The sequence below is a fragment of the bacterium genome (assembly GCA_014360495.1).
Taxonomy (GTDB): domain Bacteria; phylum Armatimonadota; class JACIXR01; order JACIXR01; family JACIXR01; genus JACIXR01.
Map to the genome: position 1 here is coordinate 50,437 of JACIXR010000012.1, position 23,944 is coordinate 74,380.

Here is a 23,944-nt window from a genome sequence, read left to right on the forward strand (position 1 = left end):
CCGAATTCCCCTATTAAATTTAAAAAAGTTGTTTTTAGCATATTTGGGGTTTATAATTTTATACTTGCGAAAAGGAGAAAGACATGAAGCTTTCAGATGTTCCGGCTGGCAAACTTGTCAGATTGTCCTTGGTTGAAGGTGGGAGAGGCGTTTTCCTCAACCTTTCCCGCCTGGGGATATTTCAAGGAGACCTGTTAAGGGTTTTAGAATCAGCGCCCTTTAGAGGACCAATCCTCATTGAACACATACCGACGGGAGCGAAAATCGCCATCGGCAGAGGAATGGCGAGAAGGATGATAGTGGAATTGGTAGATGAAACCCCTTAGAATTGCCTTAGTTGGGCAGCTGAACAGCGGAAAGAGCACTCTCTTCAATAACCTTGCTGGGTTCAAGACCCTCTCGGGGAACTTCCCTGGCACAACTGTCGGCTACACGATTAGCAAAACCCGTTTCTTGGGGAGGGAAGTAGAGCTTATAGACCTTCCGGGAATCTATTCCCTTTCCTATTCGGATATAGCGGAGAAAGTAACCAGGGATTTCCTTTTAAAGGAAGACGTTGATGTTATCATAAATGTCGTTGACGCCTCCGTTTTACCTCGCTCCCTGGAACTAACCCTCCAGCTATTGGAATTGGAAAGACCACTTGTCCTCTGCCTCAATATGGTGGATGAAGCAAGAAGAAAGGGAATTTTGATAAATGAGGAGAAGTTATCGGAGGTCTTGGGCGTGCCCGTTGTATCCACGGTAGCTGTAAGGGGGATGGGAATAGTAGAGTTGATGTCAGCAGCATTTCATAAAGCAAGAAAAGGGATAACGCCGAGTTTTCATAAGGATGTTGAGGACGCAATCCTTGCGGTTCAGAAAATCCTTCCCAAAGATGTCCTTGAAAAGCTTTCCCTTCCCGCTCGCTTCCTCGCCATTCGCCTCCTTGAAGGAGAAGAGGAATATATTGAGGAAATAAATAGATTAAAGGATGGGGAAGCGATATTGAAGGTGGTAAAGGAAAAAGCAGAGGAAATTGAACGAGCACATGGAGCTCCCTTCGGCTTTGTCCTTTCATCTGAAAGACACGCTCTATCCTTAAATATATTTGAGCAGACTTGTAAGGTCGTTCATCCACCGAGGGAACGCATAGATGATATATTGGACCGCTATGTAATGCATCCGATAGCGGGCTATTTCTTCCTTCTCCTTGTCCTGGGAATTGTCTTCCTCCTCGTTTTCAGGCTCGGCAACTTAATAGGTAGTTATGTGCTTCTCCCATTTGATGGTTTGACGGAAATACTTAAACCGCTGAGCCAACGCTCTCTCTTATTCTCCCTCCTTCAAGGATTGATTGAAGGAATTGCGGGAGGTATTGGGATAGTCCTACCATATCTCGTTCCCCTTCTCTTCTTCATTTCCCTTCTTGAGGATGTGGGTTATCTCCCTCGCGTAGCCTTCCTCCTTGACGGTCTCTTCCACCGCATCGGGCTTCATGGAAAATCCGTTATCCCCTTCGTTCTGGGTTATGGCTGTAATGTCCCTGCTCTCGTTGCAACACGCATCCTTGATTCCCCCATAGACAGGTTAATCACGAGCCTACTCGTCTCGTTCATCCCCTGCTCCGCACGCTCCGTAGTTATTTTGGCTTTAGTTGGCGCCTACTTGGGTGCTCCCTTCGCTTTCGCCCTTTATTTCTTCAATTTGCTCGTCGTGGCTCTCTTGGGGAAATTACTACGAGGGATGTTTCCTGGCTCTCTTGAAGCATTCATTATGGATATACCGACATATAAGATGCCACCACTTCGCTACATCGGAAAGAAGACCTGGTTTCGCCTCTACGAATTCATCGTATTTGCTTGGCCCGTGATAATTTTCGCCAGCTTGATTATGAGCCTGTTGAGTTTCTATAAAATAGATAATTTTATAAATGCCCTGCTTTCTCCCTTAACTGTTGGGGCTATGGGCTTACCGAAAGTCGTGGGAACAACGCTTTTCTTCGGTATATTAAGAAAGGAGCTCACTCTTATACTCTTGACGAATGTTTTAGGGACAACGAATATTACAGCGGTTTTATCCCACCTACAGATATTAGTTTTCACGACTTTCGTGCTCTTTTATGTCCCCTGCGTCTCCTTCCTTGCAGTTATGTGGCGGGAAATAGGGGCAAAATATACTATCTATTCCTTCCTTCTTTCCCTATTCGTTGCTACGCTTTTAGCTTCCCTCCTCCGATTATTGGGAACTTTTTGCTTTTAAGGTTTGAGGGGAGCCTAACGGCTCCCCTCAAACCCATCTCAATCCACATTAGAAGTAAACCGTCACCACATAGTTAGAGAAACCACGCCTAAACCAGATGTAAGCCCTCCCTATCTTCTTCGCCTTGGATATGGCGTTGTTGAATTCCGAGACATTTCTCACTTTTTCGTCATTGATACGATATATCACATCGCCCTCCCTGATTCCCGCGCTATAGAAAGGACTCTCTACGCCTACCCTTGTCACCACTACTCCCTCCAGACCAGATGAGATGCGATACCTTTCCCTTAGCTGAGGCGTTATATTCTCCACCCTTATACCCTCTTTTTCAGAGGAAACTGAAGCCTCAAGGCTTTCCTCGGCGGAACCGATTGTTACGGGAATCCTCATTTCCTTCTTATCCCTAATAACCGTGAGGGTTACCCTCGTGCCTGGGGAAGTGAAGGCGATGGTTTCAACTAAATCGGCATCCGTATGAATGGGCTTATTATCCACCCGAATGATTATATCTCCCTCTTTTATCCCCGCTTTATCCGCTGGGGAATTGGGAACAACCTCCACAACTAACGCTCCTTCTCCTGCTCCGTAGATTGCCTTCATATCTGGAGTGGCGCTTTGAATTCTCACCCCCAAATAGCCACGGGTGACTTTGCCCTTTTCAAGCTGGGGGAGAAGCTTCTTCGCTATATCAATAGGTATCGCGAAGCCCACGCCTACATTGAAGGCACCAGGTGAGGCAATAGCTACATTTATCCCTATTACTTCGCCCTTTATATTCACAAGGGGTCCGCCACTGTTCCCGGGGTTTAGAGCTGCATCCGTTTGGATTAAATTGAGGTAAGACTTCTCCTCCACGACCTGGCTTCTGTTAAGCGCGGAGATAACGCCCAAGGTCATGCTCTGTCCCACTCCAAAGGGGTTACCGAAGGCAGCGACAATCTGTCCAACTTGTAAGTTTGAGGATGTCCCCAAGACGACAGGTTGGAGAGGTTCGCCGGGATTTTCAATTTTAACGAGGGCGAGGTCGCTCCTATCATCCCTTCCTACCACCCTCCCTTTATATGATGCACCGCTATGGGTTATGACCGTCACTTCATCAAATCCTTCCACTACATGGGCATTTGTTAAAACATAGCCATTAGCGCTGACGATGAAGCCGGAGCCGAGGGTCCTTCTTCTAAAAACTTGCTCCCTGGGGAAAGAGGGGAATTGGAACTCCCGGAAAAAGCGCCGGAAGAAGGGGTCGTTTTCAAATTCCTCAAAAGGAGAGGGCACGGAAACCTTCTCTGTTTTCTCCGCGCTTATGTTCACAACAGAGGGTTCTACCCTCTTGGCAATCTCAACTAGGGCTTTTTCCAGCTCCTCAACCCCGGAAGGCACCTGCGGCTTGCTCTGTAGTCTATTTGGATGAATAACAAGCAAGCCGGTAATTATGGCGAGCAGAATTATAAGAGGTATTCTCCAGCGCATATTCAATGCACCTCCTTTATAAATTTTAGCACCTTTCGCAAAATTTTGTCCTTTATCAGCAAGATTCCATAATGACCACACCAAAGCCATTCGGCTTGAGGTTTCCCCATCCTCTCCCAGAGGGCATAAGAACAATTGTAAGGGACGACGAAATCAAGCCTACCATTTATTAAGAGGACAGAACGGGGAGGGATGAGATGAGCATATTTTAGGGGGTCCACATCAAAAAGCGATGAAATCTCATCCTCTGACCATTTAAAAGATTTTAGAGAGAGCAAGAGACTATGCCTGATAAGAAGCGGCAAATTCCCACCTCCCATTATGAAGACCCCCTTCTCTATTCTCTTGTCAACTCCCATCACTAAAGCCCCAATTATGGCACCAAGACTTAACCCCACTATCGCTACGCCTTTACCTTCAGACCAAATATCCAAGAATCTCATCACATCATCCACGCTTTGGATTAAGGTCTCGCGCATAACAGATGGATTGGCAGTGAATCCCCAACCCTTGCTCAATCCAGCTGGGCGACGCTGGAGGTGATAGGGCAGAACCAAGGCAGCTCCCTCATAGCCCATCTGGGCAAATCTTCTGCATATCTCCTCCTCTAAATTTAGGTTCTTCGTCCCCAAAGTATGAAGAACCAACACCTTCCCCTTAGGATTAGGAGGAGAGTAAAGATAAACGAAAACTCTATTGTTCTCCTCCCATCTCGTTTTGACGGGACTGGGAAAATCAATTTGATAAATTGTGAAATCTTTTCTTTTACTCAGCATCTTTTTATTCACTTCCACTATCTCTTTAGGATAATGGAATGGATGGGCATTCAATATAATAGACGCAAAAGAAATTAAAAAAGTTTTAATTAAAGCCTTTTCGCTCCCACAAACATGTTTCGCCATTTGGGGTCATTTATGCTATCAATGCTCACACCACCCCTTGAGCGAGCGGAGTGGATGAATAAACCGCTGCCGATGTATATTCCCGTGTGGTCAATCTTACCATTTCTACTCGCGAAATATAAGCGGTCGGCTATTTGTAGCTGGTCAAGGGAAACAGCTTTCCCCACCCGGAATTGTTCCTCCGCCGTTCGAGGAAGGGCAATGCCATGGGAGGAAAAAACCTTCTGCACAAACCCAGAGCAATCCATTCCCCTTGAGGAAAGCCCTCCCCATCTATAAGGAACACCCAAATAACCCAAGGCTGTTTTCACAATCTTTTGCTCAAGCGTATCGTTTTTCGTGTTAGAGGATTTATTGAGATTTGCAGGGATATGAAGGATTACATCGCTCACATAGGGAAGTCTTTTCGTATCGTTTTTTCTTATCCATCCCAACGAACCATCAATCATAATAACCCCGAGCCATCCCTCTTTTTCCTCTTTCACCGCGAGAAGCATATCCTTCGGGCACTTATAGTAAAGGCGAGAGCGAGTAGATGGAGAAGCGAAGACCTCGGCTCCTTCCCTAACCACGCTTACCACCCATATTTTCTCCTCCTTGTTTTTCTCCTCCTGGGGGAGCGTGAGTGTTATTACTAAACGCTCCCCCAGGGAGGTAGATACAAGGGAGGCGAGAAAGATGATGAGGAGAAAAGATAATTTAGCGCTTGGAGTATTGGAAGCCACGTCTCGCCCTGTGGCGTCCGTATTTCTTTCGTTCCTTAACTCTGGGGTCCCTTGTAAGTAGCCCCGCATCCTTCAACACCCCCCTAAAAGAGGGATTTACTTTGAGCAAAGCCCGGGCGATTCCGTGTCTAACAGCCTGGACCTGAGCGGAAATGCCACCTCCTTCGGTCTTTGCCACTACACCATATTTGTCCAGTGTATTGGTGAGAAGGAGCGGCTGTTGGAGCATTTTGCCCCATACTTCCCTCCCCCCTACGAATTCCTCCATAGGTTTATCGTTTATTATTATCTTCCCTTCGCCACCGGGAATCAACCAAACCTTTGCAGTAGCGGTCTTTCTATGCCCTGTCGCATAATAATCCATTAAAAGTTTCTGCTCCATTTCTTATCTAACCTCCCTCAATAGTGATTGGCACGGGATTCTGCGCCGCGTGAGGATGTTCGCTTCCCCGATATATCTTTAACCCCTTCAATCGTTTATCCCTTAAACGATTTTTGGGAAGCATTCCCCGCACGGCAAGATAGAGAACCCTCTCGGGGTTCTCGTTTAACATTTTTCTTAAACTCTTTTCTTTAAGACCACCCAAGTAACCCGAATGCCAACGATAAATTTTCTTATCCAATTTCTTTCCCGTCACCCTTATCTTTTCCGCATTTATCACAATCACCCTGTCTCCCACATCAAGGCTTGGTGTGTAATAGGGCTTGTGCTTACCGATAAGAAGACGGGCAATAAAAGCAGCTAGGCGCCCAAGGGTTTGCCCCTGGGCATCAATTAGATACCATTTTCTCTCTATCTCTTCTTTTTTTGGTAGATATGTTCGCATCCTGTATTCCTCCTTAAAATTCATCATATTTTACTTTCCAAAGGAACAATCCTTGAGGAGCCACAGTGAGATTCAGCACGCTTTTCTTTCCTTCCAAGCATTCCTCCACAATAGAAGGGGAATATTTCCCCCTACCTATTTGGAGGAGAAGCCCTACGATATTACGCACCATTCCCTTTAGAAAAGCGTTAGCTTCTAAGGTAAAAATAATTATATCGTGTTTTTTCTTTATGTCAAGACGAATAAGATGCCTCCTCGTTTTCGTTCGCTCGGATGTAAAAGCGGAGAAATTATGAACTCCCTCCAACATCTTTCCCGCTTTCCTCATAAGCTCCAAATCCAGCTCTTCAGGAATGACCAGAGCATAACGCGAGAGAAAAGGAGAAATAACCGCTTTATTTATCAAAAAGTATTTATATATTCTGCTTTTCGCGTCAAAACGAGAATGGAAAGAAGCATCCATCTCCTTTGACCATATGACCCTAATGGAAGATGGGAGGCGGTCATTGAGTATGCGAGGAAATTTCTCCACTGGTATAGGAGAGCTTGTAAGGAAATTTATCACCTGTCCTTTGGCGTGAACTCCCGCGTCTGTCCGGGAAGCGGCTATGACCCTTACTCTCTCGCCCAAACAATTCGCCAGCTTTTCCTCTATCTCGCCCTGAATAGTGGGCAGACTTTTCTGCTTTTGGAAACCAGCGAAATCCGTCCCATCGTAGCTGACCCCTAAAACGATATTACGCATAAAGAGAATCTATCATTCCACGAGAGAGAGAAGGGCTATCTCGGCGTGGTCCCCTCTTCTATACCCTAATCTCGTTATCCTGAGATAACCGCCTTCCCTATCCTGCATCTTGGGAGCGATTTCCTCAAATAGGCGTTTGACCAAAGTCTCGTCTTGGAGGATGCGGAAAGCTCTCCTCCTTGCAGATAAGCTATCTTCCTTCGCTAAGGTTATGAGCTTCTCCACAACCCTCCTTGCCTCCTTAGCCCTCTGGAGGGTTGTCTCTATTTTTCCCCTCTTCACAACCTCCCTAGCCAAGGAGCGCAAGAGAGCAAGTCTTTGGTCGGTAGGTTTTGAGAGTTTTCCATAACCTTTTCTATGCTTCATTTTCTACCCTCCTCATCAGCAAGAGACAAGCCCATCTCGGCAAGCATTATCTTCAATTGATTAAGGCTCTTTCTTCCGAGATTTCTGAGCCCTAAGAGCTGCTTCTCCGTACATTTACAAAGCTCCCTAAGAGTTGTGATTCCTTCTTTGCGAAGAGCGTTATAAGCCCTGCTGGGCAAATCCAATTCCTCAAGGGGCGTATCAAGGAGCTCTTCCTTCTCCAAATCAACCGGGTCCTCGGGCTCGTTGGGTTGGGGAGCCGTAGCTACAGGCTCATTTACATTCTCCTCAACAAGCGATGCTATCTGGAAATACTTCGCGAGGATTGCCGCTGATTGGAGCAAAGCTTCCGAGGGAGTAATAGCCCCATTTGTTGTAATCTCCAATGTCAATCGCTCAAGCTCTAACTTCTCTTGAAGAGATGTCTCCATAACGAGCTGACCAAGATATCTTTGCCCTACTTCTTCCTCATCCTCCCAACCTTTGAAGTAATAGTTATTAACATAATATGCGACCCTTCTTATGGGCGTGAAGATAGCGGTCAATGGCAGAAAACCCACCTGAGATTTAGCTTCCCTCATATAAGCTAAACGGAATCCTTTCCCCATCTCCACCTTCAAATCTATATTTAACCTTGCCTCTGGCTCCGTAAGGGTCGCTATGTGTTGTTCGGGATTGGCTATCTCTATCTCCGGATGTTGTGGTCTTATATCCGCAGCCAAAACCTCCCCTTCTCCCTGCACATCCAACTTCATCATTAGCGCTCCTGAGAAGGGACGCTTAACCCTTATCGCTACCTCTTTCAGATTGAGGAGGATTAATGTAACATCCTCCTTAACATAGGGAAGGGTAGTAAGAGGGTGATAGACCCCTTCTATCCTCGCCTCGGTTATGGCTGCTCCCGGGATTTGAGAAAGAAGAACCCTCCTCAAAGCCGAGCCAATTGTATGTCCGACTCCTTTTTCCAAGGGATAAATGAAAAATTTCCCTTCTCTTCCATTCTCCTTCGCAATCACTATCCTTGGATTCGTTTTTTCCTTTTCCTTCCTCGTAGTAGAAGGAAGCATTTACAACACCTCCATTTAGCGGGAGTAAAACTCCACTATCAACTGCTCGTTAAGGGGAACCTCTATCTCCCCCGGAACAGGCAACCCCACTACCTGCCCTTCAAGGTTCTCCTCATCCAACTTCAACCAATCTGGGCACCTGCCCCCCCTCTTAGCTACCTCCTCCTTAACGCGCTCCACAACAGGTGAATCAGGCTTAACTTTTATGATATCACCCACTTCCACCTGATAGCTTGGGATATCCACCACCCTTCCATTTACGAGAATATGACCATGAGTTACCAATTGGCGAGCTTGCTTTCTTGAGGAAGCAAACCCTAATCTATAGACAACAGCATCTAACCTTCTTTCAAGGAGCATCAACAGGTTTTCACCTGCTCTCCCTTTCATCTTGCTCGCCATCTCAAAATAGCGCTTGAACTGCGTCTCCGTCAGCCAATACATCCTCTTGGCTTTTTGCTTCTCCCTAAACCTCAGCCCGTAATCCTTGAGTTTGGGAGGACGCGTCTGTCCATGCATTCCTGGAGGATAGTTCCTTCTCTCCAAGGAACACTTGGGTGTATAGCACCTATCTCCCTTAAGGAAGAGCTTCATCCCTTCCCTTCTACACAATCTACAGCGTGGACCGGTATATAAACTCACTTTATCTTCACCTCACACTCTTCTTCTCTTTGGTGGACGGCATCCATTGTGAGGAACAGGGGTAACATCCTTGATGATGTTGATTTCCAAGCCAGCCGCTTGAAGAGCTCTTATAGCCGTCTCTCTTCCCTGTCCTGTCCCCTTTACATACACATCCACCTTTCGCACGCCCATCTCCATAGCTTTTTTCGCCACGGAATCTGCCGCCAGTTGAGCTGCATAGGGAGTGCCCTTTCTCGTCCCCTTTAATCCAACGGTGCCGCCGCTATCCCAACAGAGGACATTGCCATCTTTATCCGTTATTGAAATTATGGTGTTATTAAAGGTAGCCTTAATATGAGCTATCGCGTGGGTAATTAACCCTCTCTCTTTCTTTTTCGCTTTCTTTTTAGCCATAACTCACTACCTCCTTACTTCCTTGCCCCTATTCGGGCGCGAGGTCCTTTTCTCGTCCTGGCGTTGGTGCGGGTCCTCTGCCCTCTCACTGGCAAACCTACCTTATGCCTTAAACCTCTATAACAGCCTATCTCTATCAATCTACGAATGTTTGCCGCTACCTCCCTTCGCAAATCACCTTCCACTTTATATTTGCTCTCAATTATGTTATTGAGTTTCGCTACCTCCTCGTCCATGAGGTCCTTGACCTTTACATTCGGGTCAATACCCGCTTCCTCTAATATTTTCTTGCTCAAAGTCCGCCCTATGCCATAAATATATGTCAGGGCAATCCATATATTTTTGTTCTTTGGCAAGTCTACTCCAGCTATCCTCGCCAAGTCTGGTCACCTCCCTTGTCTTTGTTTATGCTTAGGGTTGGAGCAGATGACCATCACTCTGCCCCTTCTCCTGATAATTTTGCACTTATTACATATCCTCTTCACAGAGGGACGCACTTTCATCTTTTGAATTTCACCTCTCTCTTATTTATAACGATAAAGTATCCTGCCCTGCGTCAGGTCATAAGGAGAAACTTCTACTTTAACCTTATCGCCAGGCAGAATCTTTATGTAGTGAAGGCGCATCTTGCCAGATGCGTGTGCGGTGATTATAAGATTATTATCAAGTTTAACACGGAAAGCCGCATTCGGCAAGGCCTCTATGACTACGCCTTCCATTTCAATAGTTTCCTTTTTCACCTCTTACCTCCTTGTTAATACCAAACATCCATCGCCCATTATGGCAATTGTATGCTCAAAATGGGCGGAAAGACTACCATCAACGGTCTTCACCGTCCAGCCATCTTCGGCTGTGAACACCCTGTCATCACCAATATTCACCATTGGCTCTATAGCCAATGTCATACCTTCCCTTAGAATTATCCCCTTCCCCTTACTGCCGTAGTTGGGAACAGGGGGGTCCTCCCAAAGACTCCGACCGATGCCATGCCCGGTCAACACCTTAACAACGGAGAAACCTCTTCCCTCCACATAACTCTGAATGGCATATCCGATATCGCCCAGCCTCGCTCCCTTCCTCGCTGCCTTTATGCCCCTTTCCAACGCTTCCCTAGTGGTATTAATCAATTCTTTCACTATTTCATCAACCTCTCCATCACCCACAATAAACGTGCGCGCCCCATCCGCATGATACCCCTCAAACTCCACTCCTACATCTAATTTTAATAAATCGCCTTCCCTCAAGATTTTCTTCTTGGAGGGAATCCCGTGAACAACCTCGTCATTAAGAGAGGCGCAAATGGAAGCGGGAAACCCATTGAAACCTTTGAAGGAGGGTCTGGCTCCCCGAGAGCGTATGAGCTCCTCGGCAAGGGAATCAAGTTCCGCGGTAGAGACGCCAGGCTTGGCGTTGGCTTCCAGAACATCAAGAACCTCGGCCAAAATCGCACCCGCCTTCCCCATCTTCTTTATCTCCTCTTCTTTCTTAATCACTATCATCCTGTAAGATCTTGACGATTTCATCCACGGATTGTTCAAGGGGAACCTCGCAGTTCACATTCACCAGTAGCCCTTTTTCCTCATAAAAACGAATGAGGGGTTCCGTTTGCCTATGATAAACAGCCAAGCGATGGCGTATCGCTTCCGGTTTATCGTCGTCTCTTTGATATAATTCACCACCGCAGTAATCGCAAATTCCCTCCTTCTTCGGCGGCATATTGATGATGTGGAAGATCGCCCCACAGTTGCGACATATCCTTCTTCCCGAAAGACGCCTTATTATTTCCTCCTCGCTAACCACCAGATTTATAACCTTCTTTAAGGGCAAAGAGAGCTCCTTTAAGATTTGTTCTAAAGTCTCCGCTTGCTGTAGTGTGCGGGGATATCCATCAAGGATAAACCCCTTCTTACAATCATCCTGCGAAAGCCTATTCTTCACTATCAAGTTTACAACATCATCGGGAACAAGCTCGCCGCTTTCAACATACCTTCTCACCTCTTGCCCCAACTCGCTGTTCTTCTCCATTTCCTCCCTGAAGATATCTCCCGTTGATATATGAGGAATGCCCAGCAAAGAGGAAAGCCTCTTTGCGTGTGTTCCTTTTCCTGCTCCTGGTGCTCCTAACAAAATGACCAAGCCCTTCTCCTCCCTTCTATTTTATGAAACCTTCGTAGCGTCGCATAGCAATCTGGGCTTCCAGCTGCTGGACGGTCTCAACTGCTACACCTACAAGGATTAATATGGAAGTCCCACCTACTATCGTGAAAACCGTCGAGGGAACTCCCGTGATATTGGAATAATAATATTGCAATAAAGCAATCGCAGCTAAGAACAAGGCTCCTACGAATGTAACCCTTGAAAGGACCCTATCTATATATTCCTTGGTAGGTTGCCCGGGGCGGACGCCCGGAATGAACCCCCCTGCTTTCTTCAAATTATCGGCGATATCCGTGGGATTAAAGACCACGGCGGTATAGAAATAGGTAAATAACATCACCAAGATAGCGTAGATTATGGAGGCTGCGACGCTCATTCCTGGGCTAAAGTAATATAGAAGTTTATACACCCAGGAGTTCTGCTGAGTGGCACCTCCAAAGAACTGAAGTATGGTGGAAGGGAAAGTGATAATTGCGATGGCGAAGATTATGGGTATTACGCCTGCGTTGTTAAGTCGGAGCGGCAAATATGTCTGGGCACCCGAATATGCCCTTATTCCCACCACCTTCCTCGCATACTGCACGGGGATTTTACGCTGGGCATTCTGCACAGCTACAACAGAAGCAACTACCCCAAGGAAAAGGATAACGAGAAGAAGGACATTGAAGAATGTGATTGTGCCCGCCCTTAAAGCTTGGATGGTATTGTAAACATCATAGGGCATTCTAACCATTATATTACAAAGTATTATTAGAGAGACACCGTTTCCTATTCCCTTTTCTGTAATGAGTTCTCCCAACCAGAGGAGGAAGCAGGTTGCTGCTGTTAGGGCGATTATCGCGCGGAAGTAATCAAAAGTTGTGAAATGAAGTATGTTCTGTCCTCTCCCTAAGGCAATGCACATACCAGTTGCTTGCATTAGGGAAAGGAAAACAGTTAGATATCGGGTATATTGTCCGATTTTTTTCCTTCCCTCCTCCCCACCCTCCTTCGCTAACTCCTCCAAGCTGGGAATAGCCATAGTTAACAACTGCATTATAATTGAGGCATTGATATAGGGGTAAATTCCCATTGCGAAGATGGTAAATTTGCGCATCGCTCCCCCCGAGAAGAGGTCAACAAGGGAGAAAAGCCCTCCACCCCGAGCAAAAAGCTCCTCAAGAGCTTGTCTGTTAACGCCCGGAAGAGGGATATGGAGCCCAGCCACATAAAGGGCAAACATACCTAAAACAAACAATATCCTCTTTCTCAAATCGGGATAACGGAGAGCGGAAACAAATGTCTCCAACATTTAACCTATCACCTCTGCCTTCCCTCCCGCCTTTTCTATCTTCTCCTTTGCAGAAGCGCTGAAAGCATGAGCCTTCACGGTAAGCGGTCTTTTCACTTCCCCTTCACCCAATACCTTCACTGGGACATCCTTTTCCTTTATCAATCCTCTTTCATAAAGTAGCTGAGGAGTGATTTCTTGGACATCCCCCAAACGCATTATGTCCTTGATATTCACTATCTGCCATTCCTTCTTGAAGGGATTTTTGAAACCCTTCTGCTTCGGCAGACGAAGATGAAGGGGAGTTTGACCACCCTCCATGTGGAGGCTTACGCTCTCGTGAGCCTTCTGCCCTTTAGTGCCTCTTCCCGCGGTTTTCCCGTGACCCGAACCAATACCCCTGCCCACCCTCTTTTTCTTTTTTCTCGGATACTCAACTTTTATGTTATGTATCTGCATCTTGCACCTCCTCAGTTTCCACTATCCTCACTTCCAGAAGGTCCTTCACCTTCTCTATCATCCCCTCCACTTGGGGATTGAAGGGCTTGAGTATCTCCTGATTCAACCTCCTCAACCCCAAGGCTTGGAGGGTTCTCTTCTTCCAGAACTTGTGTCCTATAGGACTCTTCTTCAACTTCAGCAGAAACATCTTTCTCAACTTTTTCCACCTCCATCTTTTTTAGCCATGGTAGCAGCTGATGAGGTTGTTTTCCTCGTTTGCGGGCTACCTCCTCGGGAGTTTGGAGGGAACTCAAAGCCTTAAGAGTAGCCCAAACTACATTGACGGGATTAGTAGACCCTATACACTTGCTCAATATATCCTTTATCCCGGCTAATTCAACCACCGCCCTAACCGCGCGTCCCGCGACAGTTCCCGTTCCAGGAGAAGCGGGCTTAAGCAGAACCTTCGTCGCCCCTATTTCCCCAATAACGGAGTGGGGAATTGTATTGCCGAGGAGAGGGACCTCTATCATATTCTTCTTCGCCTGATTAACCGCCTTTCGAAGGGCATCGGGAAGCTCATGAGCCTTCCCAATGCTCGCCCCTACATGCCCTTGCTTATCGCCAACCACTGCTAAAACGAATATCCTCTGCCTACGCCCTCCCTTTTGCGTTCTTGATACTCTTTTGAACAGAACTATCCTTTCCTCAAACTGCGTATCATCCGTAGGAACAAATTTACGTTTTGTAACTACTCTCATAGTTTCAATCCTCCTTCCCTTGCTCCCTCCGCTAAGGCGCGCACTCTCCCGTGATATTTGTAACCTCCCCTATCAAATGCAGCTTTCTCTATCCCCAACTCCAATGCCCGCTTAGCAAGGAGGCGTCCTACCTCTTTTGCAACCTCCGTTTTGCTCTTCCCCTCTGCAATCTTCCTTATCTCGGGGTCAAGCGAGGAAGCAGAACAATAAGTGTGCCCTATTTCATCGTTTATCAACTGGGCATATATGTGTTTGAGGGAGCGAAATACCGATAATCTCGGTCTCTCGCTCGTCCCAAACACCTTTTTCCTTACTCTCAAATGTCTTCTCTTTCTCGCTTCGACTTTGCTCAGCATCTTAACTTTATTGAGCACCTCCTACCTTCGCAGCTTTTCCAGGTTTAAGACGGACAACTTCGCCTCTATATCTTATGCCTTTCCCGTGATATGCATCAGGGGGTCTAATCGCCCTTATCTCCGCCGCCTGCTGGCCTACAACCTGTTTATCAATTCCCTTTACTATTATCAAGGTTTGCCTCGTATCAGGGTCCTGTGTCACCTCAAAGGTTATGCCCGGCTTAGGTTCAACAACTACAGGATGGGAAAAACCTATGTTCAAAACGAGGTTCTCTCCTTGCTTCATCGCCCTATAACCTACACCCACTATCTCAAGAGTCTTCTGAAATCCCTTAGCCACCCCCTCTATCAGGTTTGCAATGAGGGTGCGATATAAACCATGTAGGGAACGACTTTCCTTCCTGTCGTCCCTTCGCTTCACATATATTTTGCCGTCGGCTAACTCCACATCTATAAGGGGATGAAGGGTTAGGCTGTTTTTCCCCAAAGGACCTTCAGCATATATTTGGTCCCCTTCTAACTTCACTTTTACATTTTCTGGTATAACTATTGGCTTTTTACCTACGTGCGACACCATTCATCACCTCACCATATATAGCATAGAACCTCTCCGCCTACGCCGAGACGCCGAGCTTCCCTATCAGTTAAGACACCTTTTGAGGTAGACAAAATGGCTATCCCCAACCCATCCATGACCCGGGGAATCTCATCCTTAGATACATAGATTCTACTTCCCGGTTTGCTCACCCTTTTCAGCCCGGTTATCACTGGCTCTCCTTCCGGTGTATACTTCAAAAAGATGCGCAATATGCCCTGCTTACCATCGTCAATGAACTGAAAATCGTGGATGTACCCCTCTTTTCGCAATATCCTCGCTATCTCTATTTTGATTTTTGAGGCGGGAACGGAAACTTCCTCCTTCTCCGCCATAAGAGCGTTCCTGATGCGAGTGAGCATATCCGCAATAGGGTCAGTTAGAACCATAGCTCCCTCCTTTACCAACTTGATTTCACCACGCCGGGTATTTGCCCCTGATAAACAAGCTCCCTAAAACATATCCGGCAGAGACCGAATTGCCTTATATATCCTCTCGGTCTCCCGCAGCGAAAGCAACGATTTCTCTGCCTCGTTTTGAATTTAGGCGGTAGCTTGCTTCTCTCAATTTTCACCTTTCTTGCCATATCTATCCTTCCTCCTTACGAGAGCTCTCTATTATTTGCTGCGCTATGTGGGGTGGAACCTCCTCATAGTGGGAGAAGGACATAGTGAAGCTTCCTCTCCCTCCCGTTATGGAACGCAGGTCTATCGCGTATTTGAGCATCTCCGCCATAGGCACCTGCGCTATTATGCGGTCAATTAACGGGGACTCTGATTCTATCCCGATTATCCTTCCTCGCTTGCTGTTCAGCCCACCTATAACATCTCCTGTAAACATCTTCGGCACCGTAACCACGACATTCATTATAGGTTCCAAGAGAACGGGGTCAGCTTGCTGAACAGCGTTCTTGAAGGATATCGCTGCAGCTATTTGAAATGCCAAATCCGAAGAATCAACCTCATGGTATTTCCCATCGTAAAGCGTCACCCTCACATCAACAACCGGATAGCCAGCTAAAACTCCCTCGGATAGAGCCTTCTGCACCCCTTTCTCAACAGAGGGTATGTATTGGCGAGGGATTGCTCCGCCGACTATCTTGTTCACAAATTCATAACCAGCTCCCCTCTCCAATGGCTCAACAGTGAGATAAACCACTCCATATTGACCATGCCCACCCGTCTGCCTTATGTACTTGCCCTCTGCACTCGCTGAACGCCTTATCGTCTCCCTATAAGGGACCTTGGGCGTAGATAACTCCACATCCACCCCGAACTTCCTCTTAAGACGTTCCATTGTTACCTCAAGGTGTAAGTCGCCCATACCCGCCATAATCGTTTGCTTCATCTCGTTATCACGCCACCATCGAAAAGATGGGTCCTCTTCAGTTAAACGGTTGAGACCCATTGTGAGCTTCTCTTCATCCTCGCGGCTCTTGGGAGCAATGGCAAGTTGATATACTGGCTCGGGATAGCTTATCGGAGGAAGCATTACAAGCCTTGAGGGATGACAAAGAGTATCACCTGTTGAGCTCTCGGCGAGCTTGGGAATGGCGCAGATATCACCTGCGTGAACTTTGCCAATAGGTTGTTGCTGTTTTCCAAGAAGCAAGAACAATTGTCCGACCTTCTGTTGAACATTTTTATTAACATTGACAAGTGTGCTATCAGTGGAAAGAAGCCCAGAGAAAACCCTCACATAGGAGAGCTTACCCACATACGGGTCGGCAACGGTCTTGAAAACGAAGGCACAAACAGGCTCCTCGTCATTCGGCTTAACTTCTATCTCTTCACCATTCCCCGGCGCCATCCCCTTTATGCTCCCTCTATCCATAGGGGAGGGAAGATACTTCACGATTGCATTCAAAAACTCCTCCACTCCCTCACCGGAAAAGGCCGAAACCGCAAGGACTGGGAAGAGCTGCCTCCCTTTCACTCCTTCCACGAGCGCTTCCTCTATCTCTCTATCCTCTATTTCCTCCTCATTAATATATTTCTCAAGCAAGACATCGCTAACATCAGCAACTGCCTCCAAGAGCTTATCCCTATAGCCATCAACGAGACGTTCCGCGACGGTACCCACAGCGACCACGCCTTTCCCGAAAGATTCCTGCAGTTGATTAAGAACCTTTGGGAAATCGGCATTCTCCCTTTCTATCTTATTAACCACTATCAAAACGGGAAGCGAATTCTCCTGAGCAAGACGCCACATATTTTCTGTCCCGATTTCCACACCCGAGGCAGCGCATACTACGAGGACAACGGCATCGGCAGCCCGCATCGCTCCCATTACTTCTCCCTGGAAGTCAGCGTAGCCGGGGGTATCAATTATGTTTATCTTGGTTCCCTTCCAATCAAGATAGGCAAGGGAAAGGCTTATAGATGTCTTTCTCTGTATCTCTTCCGGCTCGTAATCCATTACGGTGTTGCCCTCCTCCACCTTTCCCATCCGAGTTATCATCTTCGCCTTATAAAGTATAGCCTCTATGAGGGAGGTCTTTCCTGCCCCGGAATGAGCGACGAAGACGACATTCCTTATATTTTGGGTGGTATACTCTTTCATATTCTGCTACCCTCCTCCCTAAATGGGCATCCAAGAAGCTTCAGCAATGTCCTGCCTTCTATGTCGCTTTTAGCGGTGGTTACAATCGTTATATTCATTCCCCTTATCTTCTCAACTTGGTCTAAATTTATCTCGGGGAATATAGTCTGCTCGTCAAGCCCCAAACTGAAATTGCCATGCCCATCCATCTTCTGGGAGAGCCCCTTGAAATCCCTAACCCTGGGCAATACAATGGCAAAAAGCTTTTGGAGGAAATGCCACATCCTGTCTCCCCTGAGGGTTGCTTTACATCCTATTGGCATTCCCTTCCTCAGCTTGAAGCTGGAAATGGATTTCCTCGCTTTACAAATCATAGGCGTCTGCCCCGTTATCAATGCTAATTCCTTTTTAGCGGTCTCTATCTCCTTGGGGTCTTGCACTGCTTCTCCTACCCCCATATTTACAACCACTTTTTCTATGCGAGGCACCTCCATAATGTTCTTATACCCGAAGATACGCATCATCTCGGGGACAACCTCCTTAATGTATCTCTCCTTCATAGGGGGCATCTCAGACTTCATCTATCAACTCACCACACTTCCTACAGGCTCTCGCCTTTTTATCTCTAACAAAGACCATCCGTGGACGAGTCCTCTTGTCGCAATGGGGACAAACAAGCATAACATTTGAGATGGCGATAGGTGCGGGCTTCTCCATTATTCCACCCTGAGGCATCTTTTGAGAAGGACGCATATGCCTCTTCACCAATTTGACACCCTCCACTACGACCCTTCCCCGCTCGGGTATTACCCTTATAATCGTCCCCCTCTTCCCCTTCTCCACACCGCTTATTACTTCTACCATATCGCCTTTCTTCAGTTTATAGCGTGGAATCTTCACTTTCGCTTTCATCACACTACCTCCGGAGCAAGAGAAATTATCCTCGTAAATCCTTTATCCCGCAGCTCCCTGGCAACGGGTCCGAAAACCCTGCTCCCCCTCGGTGCTCCCCCCTCTTCTAAGATGACGACGGCGTTATCATCAAATTTTACCCATGTTCCGTCAGGACGCCTTATGGGAGCGCGGGTGCGCACTATGACCGCCCTTACAACGGTACCCTTCTCTATGGGAGAGTTAGGGATAGCGTCCTTAACGGTAGCCACGATGATATCCCCTACTCTCCCATATTTAGCATTGCCTTTAAGGACCCTGATACACTCAACTACTTTAGCGCCAGTATTATCTGCAACTGTGAGACGAGTGTATGGTCTAATCATTTCTACTCTCTCCTTTTAATAATTCTAACCAATCTCCAGCGCTTCGTCTTGGAGAGGGGTCTCGTTTCCATAATCTCTACGATATCCCCTTCCTTAGCCTCGTTGAACTCGTCATGCGCCTTGAATTTTGTTGTCTTCTTTATAACCTTAGGATATAGAGGATGGCGGACAAGCCTCGTCACAGCGACAACGATGGTCTTGTCCATCTTATCGCTCACTACCTCGCCTCTGAAAACCTTCCTCTTTCCTCTCGCTTTACCTATTATAGTGCTCATAGTTTTATCCCCCTTTCCCTTAAGATTGTGAGTATACGAGCTATTTCCTTTCTAACCATCTTCATCCTTTTGGGATTCGCAAGCTGTTTTGTCTCCCTCTGGATACGAAGGTTAAATAGCTCCTGTTTCAGCTCGGAGTAAAGCTGTAGAAGCTCTTCGTTTGTTTTTTCCCTTAATTCCGCCGCTTTCATTTCGTAGCGACCTCCTCTTTTTCTTCCTTTTTTTCTTCACTCTTTTCCTGTTGCCCCTTCTCTACTATTTGCACTTTGAAAGGGAGCTTATAAGAGGCAAGCCGCAGAGCCTCCAAAGCAGTTTCCCTATCTACACCCCCGACCTCAAGTATTATCCTCCCTCTTTTTACAGCTGCCACCCATTCATCCGGAGACCCTTTACCTCCTCCCATCCTCGTTTCCGCTGGCTTTTTCGTCACCACCCTATCGGGGAAAACACGGAGGTATACCTTTCCTCCCTTTTGTAGATACCGGCTGATGGCCACACGCGCAGCCTCTAAGGCTCTTGCTGAAAGCCATCCCGTTTCAAGTGAACGCAAGCCATACTCTCCAAAAGCAAGAGTAGTGCCTTTGGTTGCCTTGCCTTTGAGCCAGCCAAGATGTGGTTTTCTATATTTCGTCCGCTTCGGCTGCAGGGGCATACTCTATCTCCTCCCTTTCCTCAGGTTGTCCCTTTCTATAAATCCAAACTTGAACACCAATTGTTCCATACTTTGTTAAGGCAACAGCATAGCCATAATCTATATCCGCATCCAATGTTGAGAGGGGTAAATTTCCCTCCATAACAGCTTCGTCCCTAGCCAATTCCGCACCTGCCAACCTCCCTGAACATTCTATCTTTATGCCACCCGCTCCCGCCCTCATCGCCCTTAAAGCTGCTTGACGCATAGCCCTTTTGTAAGCCACACGCTTCTCAATCTGAGAAGCGACATTCTCCGCTACTATCTGGGCATCAAGTTCGGGAAATCTTATCTCCTCCACATTTATCTTCACTTCTTTCCCCGTCATATCCGAAACAGCACGAACCAACTCCTCTATCGTCTTTCCACCCCTTCCTATGACTATTCCCGGACGAGCGGTGTGGATTGTTATATTTATAGTATCGCTTGTCCTTTCTATGATTATCCTACTTACTCCAGCATTCCGCAGGTTCTTCTTCAAAAAATCCCTTATCATCAAATCTTCCCGCAATAACTCCGTATACCTTTTACCGGTAGCGAACCAGCGGGAATCAGGCTGCCTATTTATTCCTAACCTTAGAGCTATCGGGCTTACCTTTTGCCCCATATCTACACCTCCTCCACTATAACCGTTATATGGCTCGTGGGCTTCCTTATCCTATATGCCCTCCCCATAGCACGAGGTCTAAACCGTTTAAGAGAAGGACCCATATCTACAATCACATTCTTAACAACCAGCCTATCCGGGTTCATATTATGGTTGTTTGTAGCATTAGCAACGGCAGATTTGAGAACATTCTTGATTATCGCCGCCGCCTTGGTGGAAAGGAGCCCGAGTAGAGCCTCGGCTTCCTGCACGCTCTTCCCCTTCAGTAAAGAAGCCACCCTTCTTGCCTTCAGGGGAGAAATCCTCACATACCTTGCAATAGCCCTTGCTTCAATTCCTAACTCTCTCATTCTCTACCTCTCCTTCCTTCCTCTTCTTCCTTCCTCTCGCCATGTCCTCTAAATGTGCGGGTAGGGACGAATTCACCCAACTTATGCCCTACCATCTTCTCAGTTATATAAATTGGGATATGCCGTTTCCCGTTGTAAACAGCTATCGTCCTCCCAACCATTGCGGGAATGATATGGGAGCGGCGAGACCAGGTCTTTATTATCGTCTCCTTATCGTATTTTTGTAGCTTCTCAAGAAGATGAGCATCAACAAAGTAACCTTTCTTCTTGCTTCGTCCCATATCTTACTTCCTCCTCTGCAAGATGAATTTGTCCGTAACCTTTCTGCGCCTCGTCTTGACCCCTCTCGCAGGCTTACCCCAAGGTGTCTTGGGATGAGGCATTCCGATAGGAGCTTTACCCTCTCCTCCACCGTGGGGATGGTCCCTGGGAGTCATAGCTGAACCCCTGACATGGGGACGCCTCCCAAGGTACCTACTCCTCCCAGCCTTGCCCAACCTGATGTTCTCGTGGTCTATGTTCCCCACTATCCCTATCGTTGCCTTACAATCAAGATGTATTAATCTTATCTCTCCAGAAGGCAACTTGACCTGCGCATAATCCCCTTCCTTTGCCATCAACTGGGCACTTGTCCCAGCTGCCCTTACAAGCTTTGCCCCCCCACCGGGAACCAGTTCAATCGCGTGAATGAAAGTTCCCAAAGCGATATTCCGGAGGGGAAGCGCATTCCCTACCTTCTGAGGAGCATCGGGTCCAGACATCACAGTATCCCCTACCTTCAATCCATGAGGAGCCAATATATACCTTTTCTCACCATCCGCATATTGGAGGAGCGCTATATAAGCGGTGCGATTAGGGTCATACTCAATCGCTATTACCTTAGCGGGAATTCCATCCTTGTCCCGCTTAAAATCAATTATCCTATATAGGCGCTTGCTACCTCCTCCTCTGAATCGGACGGTTATTACTCCCTGATTATTTCTTCCTCCCGTCTTCTTCAGAGGAACGACGAGAGATTTCTCGGGCTCCTTCTTCGTTATCTCCTCAAATGTTGGGAAGCTGGCGTTCCTTCTTCCTGGAGATGTTGGCTTGACTTCCTTTATGGGCATCCTACAACACTCTCCTTATCATAATCCCTCAAAGATATCTATCTTTCCTTCTTTGAGGGTGACTATTGCCTTCTTCCAATCCTTAGTTCTCCCAGTAGTCCTCTTCCCCCAAAACATTGTCCTGGGCTTACCCTTCATATTTATCGTGTGTACCTTTTCCACCTTTACCCTAAAGAGCCTCTCCACCGCGCTCTTTATCTCGGGCTTATTGGCGTCCTTCGCCACTTCAAAACAGTATTTGCCCATCTTCGCCAGGCGAAGGGATTTCTCCGTTATAAGCGGTCTTATGATTACATCCCTTGGATCCCTCATTCTTCCTCTTCCTCCTTCAATCTCTCTTCAACTTTTTCCACTGCCTTCTTGGTCATCACTACATATTTAGCGGAAAGGACATCGTATGTGTTTAAGTCCTTGGCTTCAACCACGCCTACAACATAGGGCAAGTTCCGGGCAGATAGTATGACGATAGGATTTCTTTCCTCCGTAACAATCAGTGTGTTTTCCCCTTCAATTCCCAACGTACGGAGAATCTCCTCCATCCTCTTCGTCTTTGGTTCTTCAATTTTCAGCTCTTCCACAACCTTTATCTCCCCATCGGCTAACTTCGCCGACAAAGCAGAGCGAAGAGCATTTCGTCTTTCCTCCTTAGAAAGATAGAATGAATAATCTCTTGGGTGAGGTCCGAAAACAACACCGCCACCTACCCACTGGGGAGCCCTGATTGATCCCTGTCTCGCTCTTCCCGTTCCCTTCTGCCTCCAAGGTTTCCTACCTCCACCTCTTACCTCTCCTCTCGTCTTTGTGGAGTGGGTGCCTTGTCTTTGATTTGCAAGATAGGACAAGACAGCCTGATGCATGAGGGTATGGTTAGGCTCCACACCAAATACTTCCTCTCTCAGTTGGAGCTCACCTACAACTTCTCCTTTTTGATTTAGAAGTTCCACCGTAGGCATCGTTTAATCACCTTTCCCTGCTGGCACGAGTTTCTGAGATTTTATCGCCTGACGAATCAATAGCAAGCTTCCTCTGCGCCCTGGCACCCCTCCCTTTATGAGGAGGAGATTCTTTTCAGGGTCGACATCAACGACCTCCAAATTTTGCACGGTTACCCTTTCCGCTCCCATATGTCCGGGCATCCTCTTCCCCTTTATAATCCTTTGCGGTTGCTGAGGTCCCGCGGAAGCAGGTCTCCTGTGAGACATTGAGCCGTGCGTAGCTGGACCTCCGCTAAAGCCCCACCTCTTCATAACACCTGCGAACCCCTTTCCCTTGGAAATGCCCACAACATCCACTTTCTCCCCAGGGCTAAAGATATCTACTTTTATCTCGCTACCCACATCAAGGTCATCAAATCTCCCTCTGATCTCTCGCAGGAACCTCATGGGAGGGACTTTAGCCTTCTCAAAATGACCCAGCAACGGTTTGTTTAATTTTTCCTTTTTAACCTCCTCAAATCCTATCTGTATAGCTTCGTAGCCGTCTCTTTCAACGGTCTTCTTCTGAACAACGACACAGGGACCTGCCTGCACAACCGTTACAGGCACCATTTCGCCATCCTTCGTGAAATACGAAATCATTCCTATTTTCTTTCCTAATATCGCCTTCATCTCACTCACCTAAAGGGTAATCTCTATATCAACGCCACTTGGCAACTCCAACTGCATCAAAGCGTCAACAATCTTCGGTGAAGGCTCTATTATATCAATGAGCCTTTTGTGTATCCTCATCTCAAAATGCTCCATTGAGGTCTTATCTATAAAGGGGGAGCGGATAACACACCATCGCTTTATCTTCGTTGGCAAGGGAATGGGACCAGCTACCTTGGCGCCGGTATCCCTTGCCGTCTCCACTATCCTCTTAGAGGACTCATCCACTAAGCGATGGTCATAACCTTTAAGTTTTATCCTAATCCTATCCCCTGGCATATTAGTCAAACACCTGCGTCACAACGCCAGCGCCTATCGTCTTTCCACCCTCCCTTATAGCGAAACGCAGCCCAGGCTCCAATGCCACCGGCTTCTGCAACACTACCCTCATATTCACATTGTCACCAGGCATCACCATCTCCACCCCCTCAGGGAGGGTTATCGTCCCCGTAACATCTGTCGTCCTGAAGTAAAACTGGGGCTTGTA

General features: G+C 47.1%; 40 protein-coding genes and 1 pseudogene. 2 read left to right on the top strand and 39 right to left on the bottom strand.

What is annotated here, in order from left to right; genetic code table 11:
* Nucleotides 1-83 precede the first annotated feature (83 nt).
* Entirely contained in the window at nucleotides 84-326 is a 243-nt protein-coding gene (locus H5T88_09735; GenBank protein ID MBC7330622.1) for a ferrous iron transport protein A, read from the top strand.
* On the top strand, nucleotides 313-2,241 hold the full coding sequence (gene feoB / locus H5T88_09740; GenBank protein MBC7330623.1) for a ferrous iron transport protein B: 1,929 nt from the start codon (nucleotides 313-315) through the stop codon (nucleotides 2,239-2,241). The genes H5T88_09735 and feoB overlap by 14 nt, the downstream gene beginning before the upstream one ends.
* A 48-nt stretch (nucleotides 2,242-2,289) precedes the next feature.
* Here the strand turns inward: feoB and H5T88_09745 are convergent, their stop codons facing one another.
* From H5T88_09745 to tuf, 39 genes and pseudogenes are all read right to left on the bottom strand, one after another.
* Complete coding sequence (locus H5T88_09745; protein ID MBC7330624.1) at nucleotides 2,290-3,711, bottom strand: Do family serine endopeptidase; 1,422 nt, start codon at nucleotides 3,709-3,711, stop codon at nucleotides 2,290-2,292.
* Nucleotides 3,712-3,713: 2 nt separating this feature from the next.
* The gene (locus tag H5T88_09750) at nucleotides 3,714-4,487 is read right to left on the bottom strand and encodes a hypothetical protein (GenBank protein MBC7330625.1); all 774 of its coding nucleotides are present in this window, start codon (nucleotides 4,485-4,487) and stop codon (nucleotides 3,714-3,716) included.
* Nucleotides 4,488-4,576: 89 nt separating this feature from the next.
* On the bottom strand, nucleotides 4,577-5,194 hold the full coding sequence (locus tag H5T88_09755; protein ID MBC7330626.1) for a C40 family peptidase: 618 nt from the start codon (nucleotides 5,192-5,194) through the stop codon (nucleotides 4,577-4,579).
* A gap of 118 nt (nucleotides 5,195-5,312) precedes the next feature.
* Complete coding sequence (gene rpsI, locus H5T88_09760) at nucleotides 5,313-5,720, bottom strand: 30S ribosomal protein S9 (protein MBC7330627.1); 408 nt, start codon at nucleotides 5,718-5,720, stop codon at nucleotides 5,313-5,315.
* Nucleotides 5,721-5,727: 7 nt separating this feature from the next.
* The gene (rplM, locus tag H5T88_09765) at nucleotides 5,728-6,165 is read right to left on the bottom strand and encodes a 50S ribosomal protein L13 (protein ID MBC7330628.1); all 438 of its coding nucleotides are present in this window, start codon (nucleotides 6,163-6,165) and stop codon (nucleotides 5,728-5,730) included.
* 13 nt (nucleotides 6,166-6,178) lie between these two features.
* A complete protein-coding gene (truA, locus tag H5T88_09770; protein MBC7330629.1) occupies nucleotides 6,179-6,910 on the bottom strand; it encodes a tRNA pseudouridine(38-40) synthase TruA in 732 nt (243 codons plus the stop codon).
* 12 nt (nucleotides 6,911-6,922) lie between these two features.
* Complete coding sequence (rplQ, locus tag H5T88_09775; protein MBC7330630.1) at nucleotides 6,923-7,276, bottom strand: 50S ribosomal protein L17; 354 nt, start codon at nucleotides 7,274-7,276, stop codon at nucleotides 6,923-6,925.
* Entirely contained in the window at nucleotides 7,273-8,343 is a 1,071-nt protein-coding gene (locus tag H5T88_09780; GenBank protein MBC7330631.1) for a DNA-directed RNA polymerase subunit alpha, read from the bottom strand. The genes rplQ and H5T88_09780 overlap by 4 nt, the downstream gene beginning before the upstream one ends.
* 15 nt (nucleotides 8,344-8,358) lie before the next feature.
* Nucleotides 8,359-8,985, bottom strand: a complete 627-nt coding sequence (gene rpsD, locus H5T88_09785; protein MBC7330632.1) for a 30S ribosomal protein S4 — start codon at nucleotides 8,983-8,985, stop codon at nucleotides 8,359-8,361.
* A gap of 12 nt (nucleotides 8,986-8,997) precedes the next feature.
* Complete coding sequence (gene rpsK / locus H5T88_09790) at nucleotides 8,998-9,381, bottom strand: 30S ribosomal protein S11 (GenBank protein ID MBC7330633.1); 384 nt, start codon at nucleotides 9,379-9,381, stop codon at nucleotides 8,998-9,000.
* 14 nt (nucleotides 9,382-9,395) lie between these two features.
* Nucleotides 9,396-9,761, bottom strand: a complete 366-nt coding sequence (gene rpsM, locus H5T88_09795) for a 30S ribosomal protein S13 (protein ID MBC7330634.1) — start codon at nucleotides 9,759-9,761, stop codon at nucleotides 9,396-9,398.
* Between the two features lie 6 nt (nucleotides 9,762-9,767).
* The gene (gene rpmJ, locus H5T88_09800) at nucleotides 9,768-9,884 is read right to left on the bottom strand and encodes a 50S ribosomal protein L36 (GenBank protein ID MBC7330635.1); all 117 of its coding nucleotides are present in this window, start codon (nucleotides 9,882-9,884) and stop codon (nucleotides 9,768-9,770) included.
* 21 nt (nucleotides 9,885-9,905) lie between these two features.
* Nucleotides 9,906-10,100: a translation initiation factor IF-1 gene (infA, locus tag H5T88_09805; protein ID MBC7330636.1), complete on the bottom strand. Its 195-nt coding sequence runs from the start codon at nucleotides 10,098-10,100 to the stop codon at nucleotides 9,906-9,908.
* A 24-nt stretch (nucleotides 10,101-10,124) separates the two neighbouring features.
* Nucleotides 10,125-10,880: a type I methionyl aminopeptidase gene (gene map, locus H5T88_09810; protein MBC7330637.1), complete on the bottom strand. Its 756-nt coding sequence runs from the start codon at nucleotides 10,878-10,880 to the stop codon at nucleotides 10,125-10,127.
* Entirely contained in the window at nucleotides 10,867-11,517 is a 651-nt protein-coding gene (locus tag H5T88_09815; GenBank protein MBC7330638.1) for an adenylate kinase, read from the bottom strand. The genes map and H5T88_09815 overlap by 14 nt, the downstream gene beginning before the upstream one ends.
* Before the next feature lie 16 nt (nucleotides 11,518-11,533).
* Nucleotides 11,534-12,829, bottom strand: a complete 1,296-nt coding sequence (gene secY / locus H5T88_09820) for a preprotein translocase subunit SecY (GenBank protein MBC7330639.1) — start codon at nucleotides 12,827-12,829, stop codon at nucleotides 11,534-11,536.
* The gene (rplO, locus tag H5T88_09825; protein ID MBC7330640.1) at nucleotides 12,830-13,267 is read right to left on the bottom strand and encodes a 50S ribosomal protein L15; all 438 of its coding nucleotides are present in this window, start codon (nucleotides 13,265-13,267) and stop codon (nucleotides 12,830-12,832) included.
* Nucleotides 13,254-13,457, bottom strand: a complete 204-nt coding sequence (gene rpmD, locus H5T88_09830; GenBank protein MBC7330641.1) for a 50S ribosomal protein L30 — start codon at nucleotides 13,455-13,457, stop codon at nucleotides 13,254-13,256. The genes rplO and rpmD overlap by 14 nt, the downstream gene beginning before the upstream one ends.
* Nucleotides 13,458-13,497: 40 nt before the next feature.
* Nucleotides 13,498-14,010 (bottom strand): annotated as a pseudogene (gene rpsE, locus H5T88_09835) (30S ribosomal protein S5).
* Complete coding sequence (locus H5T88_09840; GenBank protein ID MBC7330642.1) at nucleotides 14,007-14,366, bottom strand: 50S ribosomal protein L18; 360 nt, start codon at nucleotides 14,364-14,366, stop codon at nucleotides 14,007-14,009. Before H5T88_09840 ends, rpsE begins: the two are co-directional and overlap by 4 nt.
* 7 nt (nucleotides 14,367-14,373) lie before the next feature.
* Nucleotides 14,374-14,940: a 50S ribosomal protein L6 gene (gene rplF, locus H5T88_09845; protein MBC7330643.1), complete on the bottom strand. Its 567-nt coding sequence runs from the start codon at nucleotides 14,938-14,940 to the stop codon at nucleotides 14,374-14,376.
* A gap of 11 nt (nucleotides 14,941-14,951) precedes the next feature.
* Nucleotides 14,952-15,350, bottom strand: a complete 399-nt coding sequence (rpsH, locus tag H5T88_09850) for a 30S ribosomal protein S8 (protein MBC7330644.1) — start codon at nucleotides 15,348-15,350, stop codon at nucleotides 14,952-14,954.
* Between the two features lie 11 nt (nucleotides 15,351-15,361).
* Complete coding sequence (locus H5T88_09855; GenBank protein MBC7330645.1) at nucleotides 15,362-15,547, bottom strand: type Z 30S ribosomal protein S14; 186 nt, start codon at nucleotides 15,545-15,547, stop codon at nucleotides 15,362-15,364.
* Nucleotides 15,548-15,549: 2 nt separating this feature from the next.
* Nucleotides 15,550-17,523, bottom strand: coding sequence for an elongation factor G (locus H5T88_09860; protein ID MBC7330646.1), 1,974 nt, complete (start codon nucleotides 17,521-17,523; stop codon nucleotides 15,550-15,552).
* Nucleotides 17,520-18,071 (bottom strand): 50S ribosomal protein L5, encoded by a 552-nt coding sequence (gene rplE / locus H5T88_09865; protein MBC7330647.1) that lies wholly within the window; start codon nucleotides 18,069-18,071, stop codon nucleotides 17,520-17,522. The genes H5T88_09860 and rplE overlap by 4 nt, the downstream gene beginning before the upstream one ends.
* 1 nt (nucleotide 18,072) lies before the next feature.
* Entirely contained in the window at nucleotides 18,073-18,414 is a 342-nt protein-coding gene (locus H5T88_09870; protein MBC7330648.1) for a 50S ribosomal protein L24, read from the bottom strand.
* Complete coding sequence (gene rplN, locus H5T88_09875) at nucleotides 18,414-18,779, bottom strand: 50S ribosomal protein L14 (GenBank protein MBC7330649.1); 366 nt, start codon at nucleotides 18,777-18,779, stop codon at nucleotides 18,414-18,416. Before rplN ends, H5T88_09870 begins: the two co-directional genes overlap by 1 nt.
* 2 nt (nucleotides 18,780-18,781) lie before the next feature.
* Nucleotides 18,782-19,054 (bottom strand): 30S ribosomal protein S17, encoded by a 273-nt coding sequence (gene rpsQ, locus H5T88_09880; GenBank protein ID MBC7330650.1) that lies wholly within the window; start codon nucleotides 19,052-19,054, stop codon nucleotides 18,782-18,784.
* A complete protein-coding gene (gene rpmC, locus H5T88_09885; protein MBC7330651.1) occupies nucleotides 19,051-19,245 on the bottom strand; it encodes a 50S ribosomal protein L29 in 195 nt (64 codons plus the stop codon). Before rpmC ends, rpsQ begins: the two co-directional genes overlap by 4 nt.
* Complete coding sequence (gene rplP / locus H5T88_09890) at nucleotides 19,242-19,706, bottom strand: 50S ribosomal protein L16 (protein ID MBC7330652.1); 465 nt, start codon at nucleotides 19,704-19,706, stop codon at nucleotides 19,242-19,244. Before rplP ends, rpmC begins: the two co-directional genes overlap by 4 nt.
* Nucleotides 19,675-20,352, bottom strand: a complete 678-nt coding sequence (gene rpsC / locus H5T88_09895; GenBank protein MBC7330653.1) for a 30S ribosomal protein S3 — start codon at nucleotides 20,350-20,352, stop codon at nucleotides 19,675-19,677. Before rpsC ends, rplP begins: the two co-directional genes overlap by 32 nt.
* Nucleotides 20,353-20,354: 2 nt before the next feature.
* Nucleotides 20,355-20,687: a 50S ribosomal protein L22 gene (gene rplV, locus H5T88_09900; GenBank protein MBC7330654.1), complete on the bottom strand. Its 333-nt coding sequence runs from the start codon at nucleotides 20,685-20,687 to the stop codon at nucleotides 20,355-20,357.
* A gap of 11 nt (nucleotides 20,688-20,698) precedes the next feature.
* A complete protein-coding gene (rpsS, locus tag H5T88_09905) occupies nucleotides 20,699-20,983 on the bottom strand; it encodes a 30S ribosomal protein S19 (GenBank protein ID MBC7330655.1) in 285 nt (94 codons plus the stop codon).
* Between the two features lie 3 nt (nucleotides 20,984-20,986).
* Complete coding sequence (gene rplB / locus H5T88_09910) at nucleotides 20,987-21,811, bottom strand: 50S ribosomal protein L2 (GenBank protein MBC7330656.1); 825 nt, start codon at nucleotides 21,809-21,811, stop codon at nucleotides 20,987-20,989.
* An 18-nt stretch (nucleotides 21,812-21,829) separates the two neighbouring features.
* Complete coding sequence (gene rplW / locus H5T88_09915; protein ID MBC7330657.1) at nucleotides 21,830-22,123, bottom strand: 50S ribosomal protein L23; 294 nt, start codon at nucleotides 22,121-22,123, stop codon at nucleotides 21,830-21,832.
* A complete protein-coding gene (gene rplD, locus H5T88_09920; protein ID MBC7330658.1) occupies nucleotides 22,120-22,764 on the bottom strand; it encodes a 50S ribosomal protein L4 in 645 nt (214 codons plus the stop codon). The genes rplW and rplD overlap by 4 nt, the downstream gene beginning before the upstream one ends.
* Nucleotides 22,765-22,767: 3 nt before the next feature.
* Complete coding sequence (gene rplC, locus H5T88_09925) at nucleotides 22,768-23,418, bottom strand: 50S ribosomal protein L3 (protein ID MBC7330659.1); 651 nt, start codon at nucleotides 23,416-23,418, stop codon at nucleotides 22,768-22,770.
* 9 nt (nucleotides 23,419-23,427) lie between these two features.
* Nucleotides 23,428-23,736: a 30S ribosomal protein S10 gene (rpsJ, locus tag H5T88_09930; GenBank protein ID MBC7330660.1), complete on the bottom strand. Its 309-nt coding sequence runs from the start codon at nucleotides 23,734-23,736 to the stop codon at nucleotides 23,428-23,430.
* A 1-nt stretch (nucleotide 23,737) separates the two neighbouring features.
* A partial coding sequence (gene tuf / locus H5T88_09935; protein ID MBC7330661.1) for an elongation factor Tu occupies nucleotides 23,738-23,944 on the bottom strand: 207 nt, incomplete at its 5' end.

Coding starts and splice junctions, on each gene's coding strand:
- H5T88_09735 (MBC7330622.1), top strand. CDS start 84: ATGAAGCTTTCAGATGTTCCGGCTGGCAAACTTGTCAGATTGTCCTTG.
- feoB (MBC7330623.1), top strand. CDS start 313: ATGAAACCCCTTAGAATTGCCTTAGTTGGGCAGCTGAACAGCGGAAAG.
- H5T88_09745 (MBC7330624.1), bottom strand. CDS start 3,711: ATGCGCTGGAGAATACCTCTTATAATTCTGCTCGCCATAATTACCGGC.
- H5T88_09750 (MBC7330625.1), bottom strand. CDS start 4,487: ATGCTGAGTAAAAGAAAAGATTTCACAATTTATCAAATTGATTTTCCC.
- rpsI (MBC7330627.1), bottom strand. CDS start 5,720: ATGGAGCAGAAACTTTTAATGGATTATTATGCGACAGGGCATAGAAAG.
- rplM (MBC7330628.1), bottom strand. CDS start 6,165: ATGCGAACATATCTACCAAAAAAAGAAGAGATAGAGAGAAAATGGTAT.
- truA (MBC7330629.1), bottom strand. CDS start 6,910: ATGCGTAATATCGTTTTAGGGGTCAGCTACGATGGGACGGATTTCGCT.
- rplQ (MBC7330630.1), bottom strand. CDS start 7,276: ATGAAGCATAGAAAAGGTTATGGAAAACTCTCAAAACCTACCGACCAA.
- H5T88_09780 (MBC7330631.1), bottom strand. CDS start 8,343: ATGCTTCCTTCTACTACGAGGAAGGAAAAGGAAAAAACGAATCCAAGG.
- rpsK (MBC7330633.1), bottom strand. CDS start 9,381: ATGGCTAAAAAGAAAGCGAAAAAGAAAGAGAGAGGGTTAATTACCCAC.
- rpmJ (MBC7330635.1), bottom strand. CDS start 9,884: ATGAAAGTGCGTCCCTCTGTGAAGAGGATATGTAATAAGTGCAAAATT.
- infA (MBC7330636.1), bottom strand. CDS start 10,100: ATGGAAGGCGTAGTCATAGAGGCCTTGCCGAATGCGGCTTTCCGTGTT.
- map (MBC7330637.1), bottom strand. CDS start 10,880: ATGATAGTGATTAAGAAAGAAGAGGAGATAAAGAAGATGGGGAAGGCG.
- secY (MBC7330639.1), bottom strand. CDS start 12,829: ATGTTGGAGACATTTGTTTCCGCTCTCCGTTATCCCGATTTGAGAAAG.
- rplO (MBC7330640.1), bottom strand. CDS start 13,267: ATGCAGATACATAACATAAAAGTTGAGTATCCGAGAAAAAAGAAAAAG.
- rpmD (MBC7330641.1), bottom strand. CDS start 13,457: ATGTTTCTGCTGAAGTTGAAGAAGAGTCCTATAGGACACAAGTTCTGG.
- H5T88_09840 (MBC7330642.1), bottom strand. CDS start 14,366: ATGCTGAGCAAAGTCGAAGCGAGAAAGAGAAGACATTTGAGAGTAAGG.
- rpsH (MBC7330644.1), bottom strand. CDS start 15,350: ATGGTTCTAACTGACCCTATTGCGGATATGCTCACTCGCATCAGGAAC.
- H5T88_09855 (MBC7330645.1), bottom strand. CDS start 15,547: ATGGCAAGAAAGGTGAAAATTGAGAGAAGCAAGCTACCGCCTAAATTC.
- H5T88_09860 (MBC7330646.1), bottom strand. CDS start 17,523: ATGAAAGAGTATACCACCCAAAATATAAGGAATGTCGTCTTCGTCGCT.
- rplE (MBC7330647.1), bottom strand. CDS start 18,071: ATGCCCCCTATGAAGGAGAGATACATTAAGGAGGTTGTCCCCGAGATG.
- H5T88_09870 (MBC7330648.1), bottom strand. CDS start 18,414: ATGAAAGCGAAAGTGAAGATTCCACGCTATAAACTGAAGAAAGGCGAT.
- rplN (MBC7330649.1), bottom strand. CDS start 18,779: ATGATTAGACCATACACTCGTCTCACAGTTGCAGATAATACTGGCGCT.
- rpsQ (MBC7330650.1), bottom strand. CDS start 19,054: ATGAGCACTATAATAGGTAAAGCGAGAGGAAAGAGGAAGGTTTTCAGA.
- rpmC (MBC7330651.1), bottom strand. CDS start 19,245: ATGAAAGCGGCGGAATTAAGGGAAAAAACAAACGAAGAGCTTCTACAG.
- rplP (MBC7330652.1), bottom strand. CDS start 19,706: ATGCCCCTGCAGCCGAAGCGGACGAAATATAGAAAACCACATCTTGGC.
- rpsC (MBC7330653.1), bottom strand. CDS start 20,352: ATGGGGCAAAAGGTAAGCCCGATAGCTCTAAGGTTAGGAATAAATAGG.
- rpsS (MBC7330655.1), bottom strand. CDS start 20,983: ATGGGACGAAGCAAGAAGAAAGGTTACTTTGTTGATGCTCATCTTCTT.
- rplB (MBC7330656.1), bottom strand. CDS start 21,811: ATGCCCATAAAGGAAGTCAAGCCAACATCTCCAGGAAGAAGGAACGCC.
- rplW (MBC7330657.1), bottom strand. CDS start 22,123: ATGAGGGATCCAAGGGATGTAATCATAAGACCGCTTATAACGGAGAAA.
- rplD (MBC7330658.1), bottom strand. CDS start 22,764: ATGCCTACGGTGGAACTTCTAAATCAAAAAGGAGAAGTTGTAGGTGAG.
- rplC (MBC7330659.1), bottom strand. CDS start 23,418: ATGAAGGCGATATTAGGAAAGAAAATAGGAATGATTTCGTATTTCACG.
- rpsJ (MBC7330660.1), bottom strand. CDS start 23,736: ATGCCAGGGGATAGGATTAGGATAAAACTTAAAGGTTATGACCATCGC.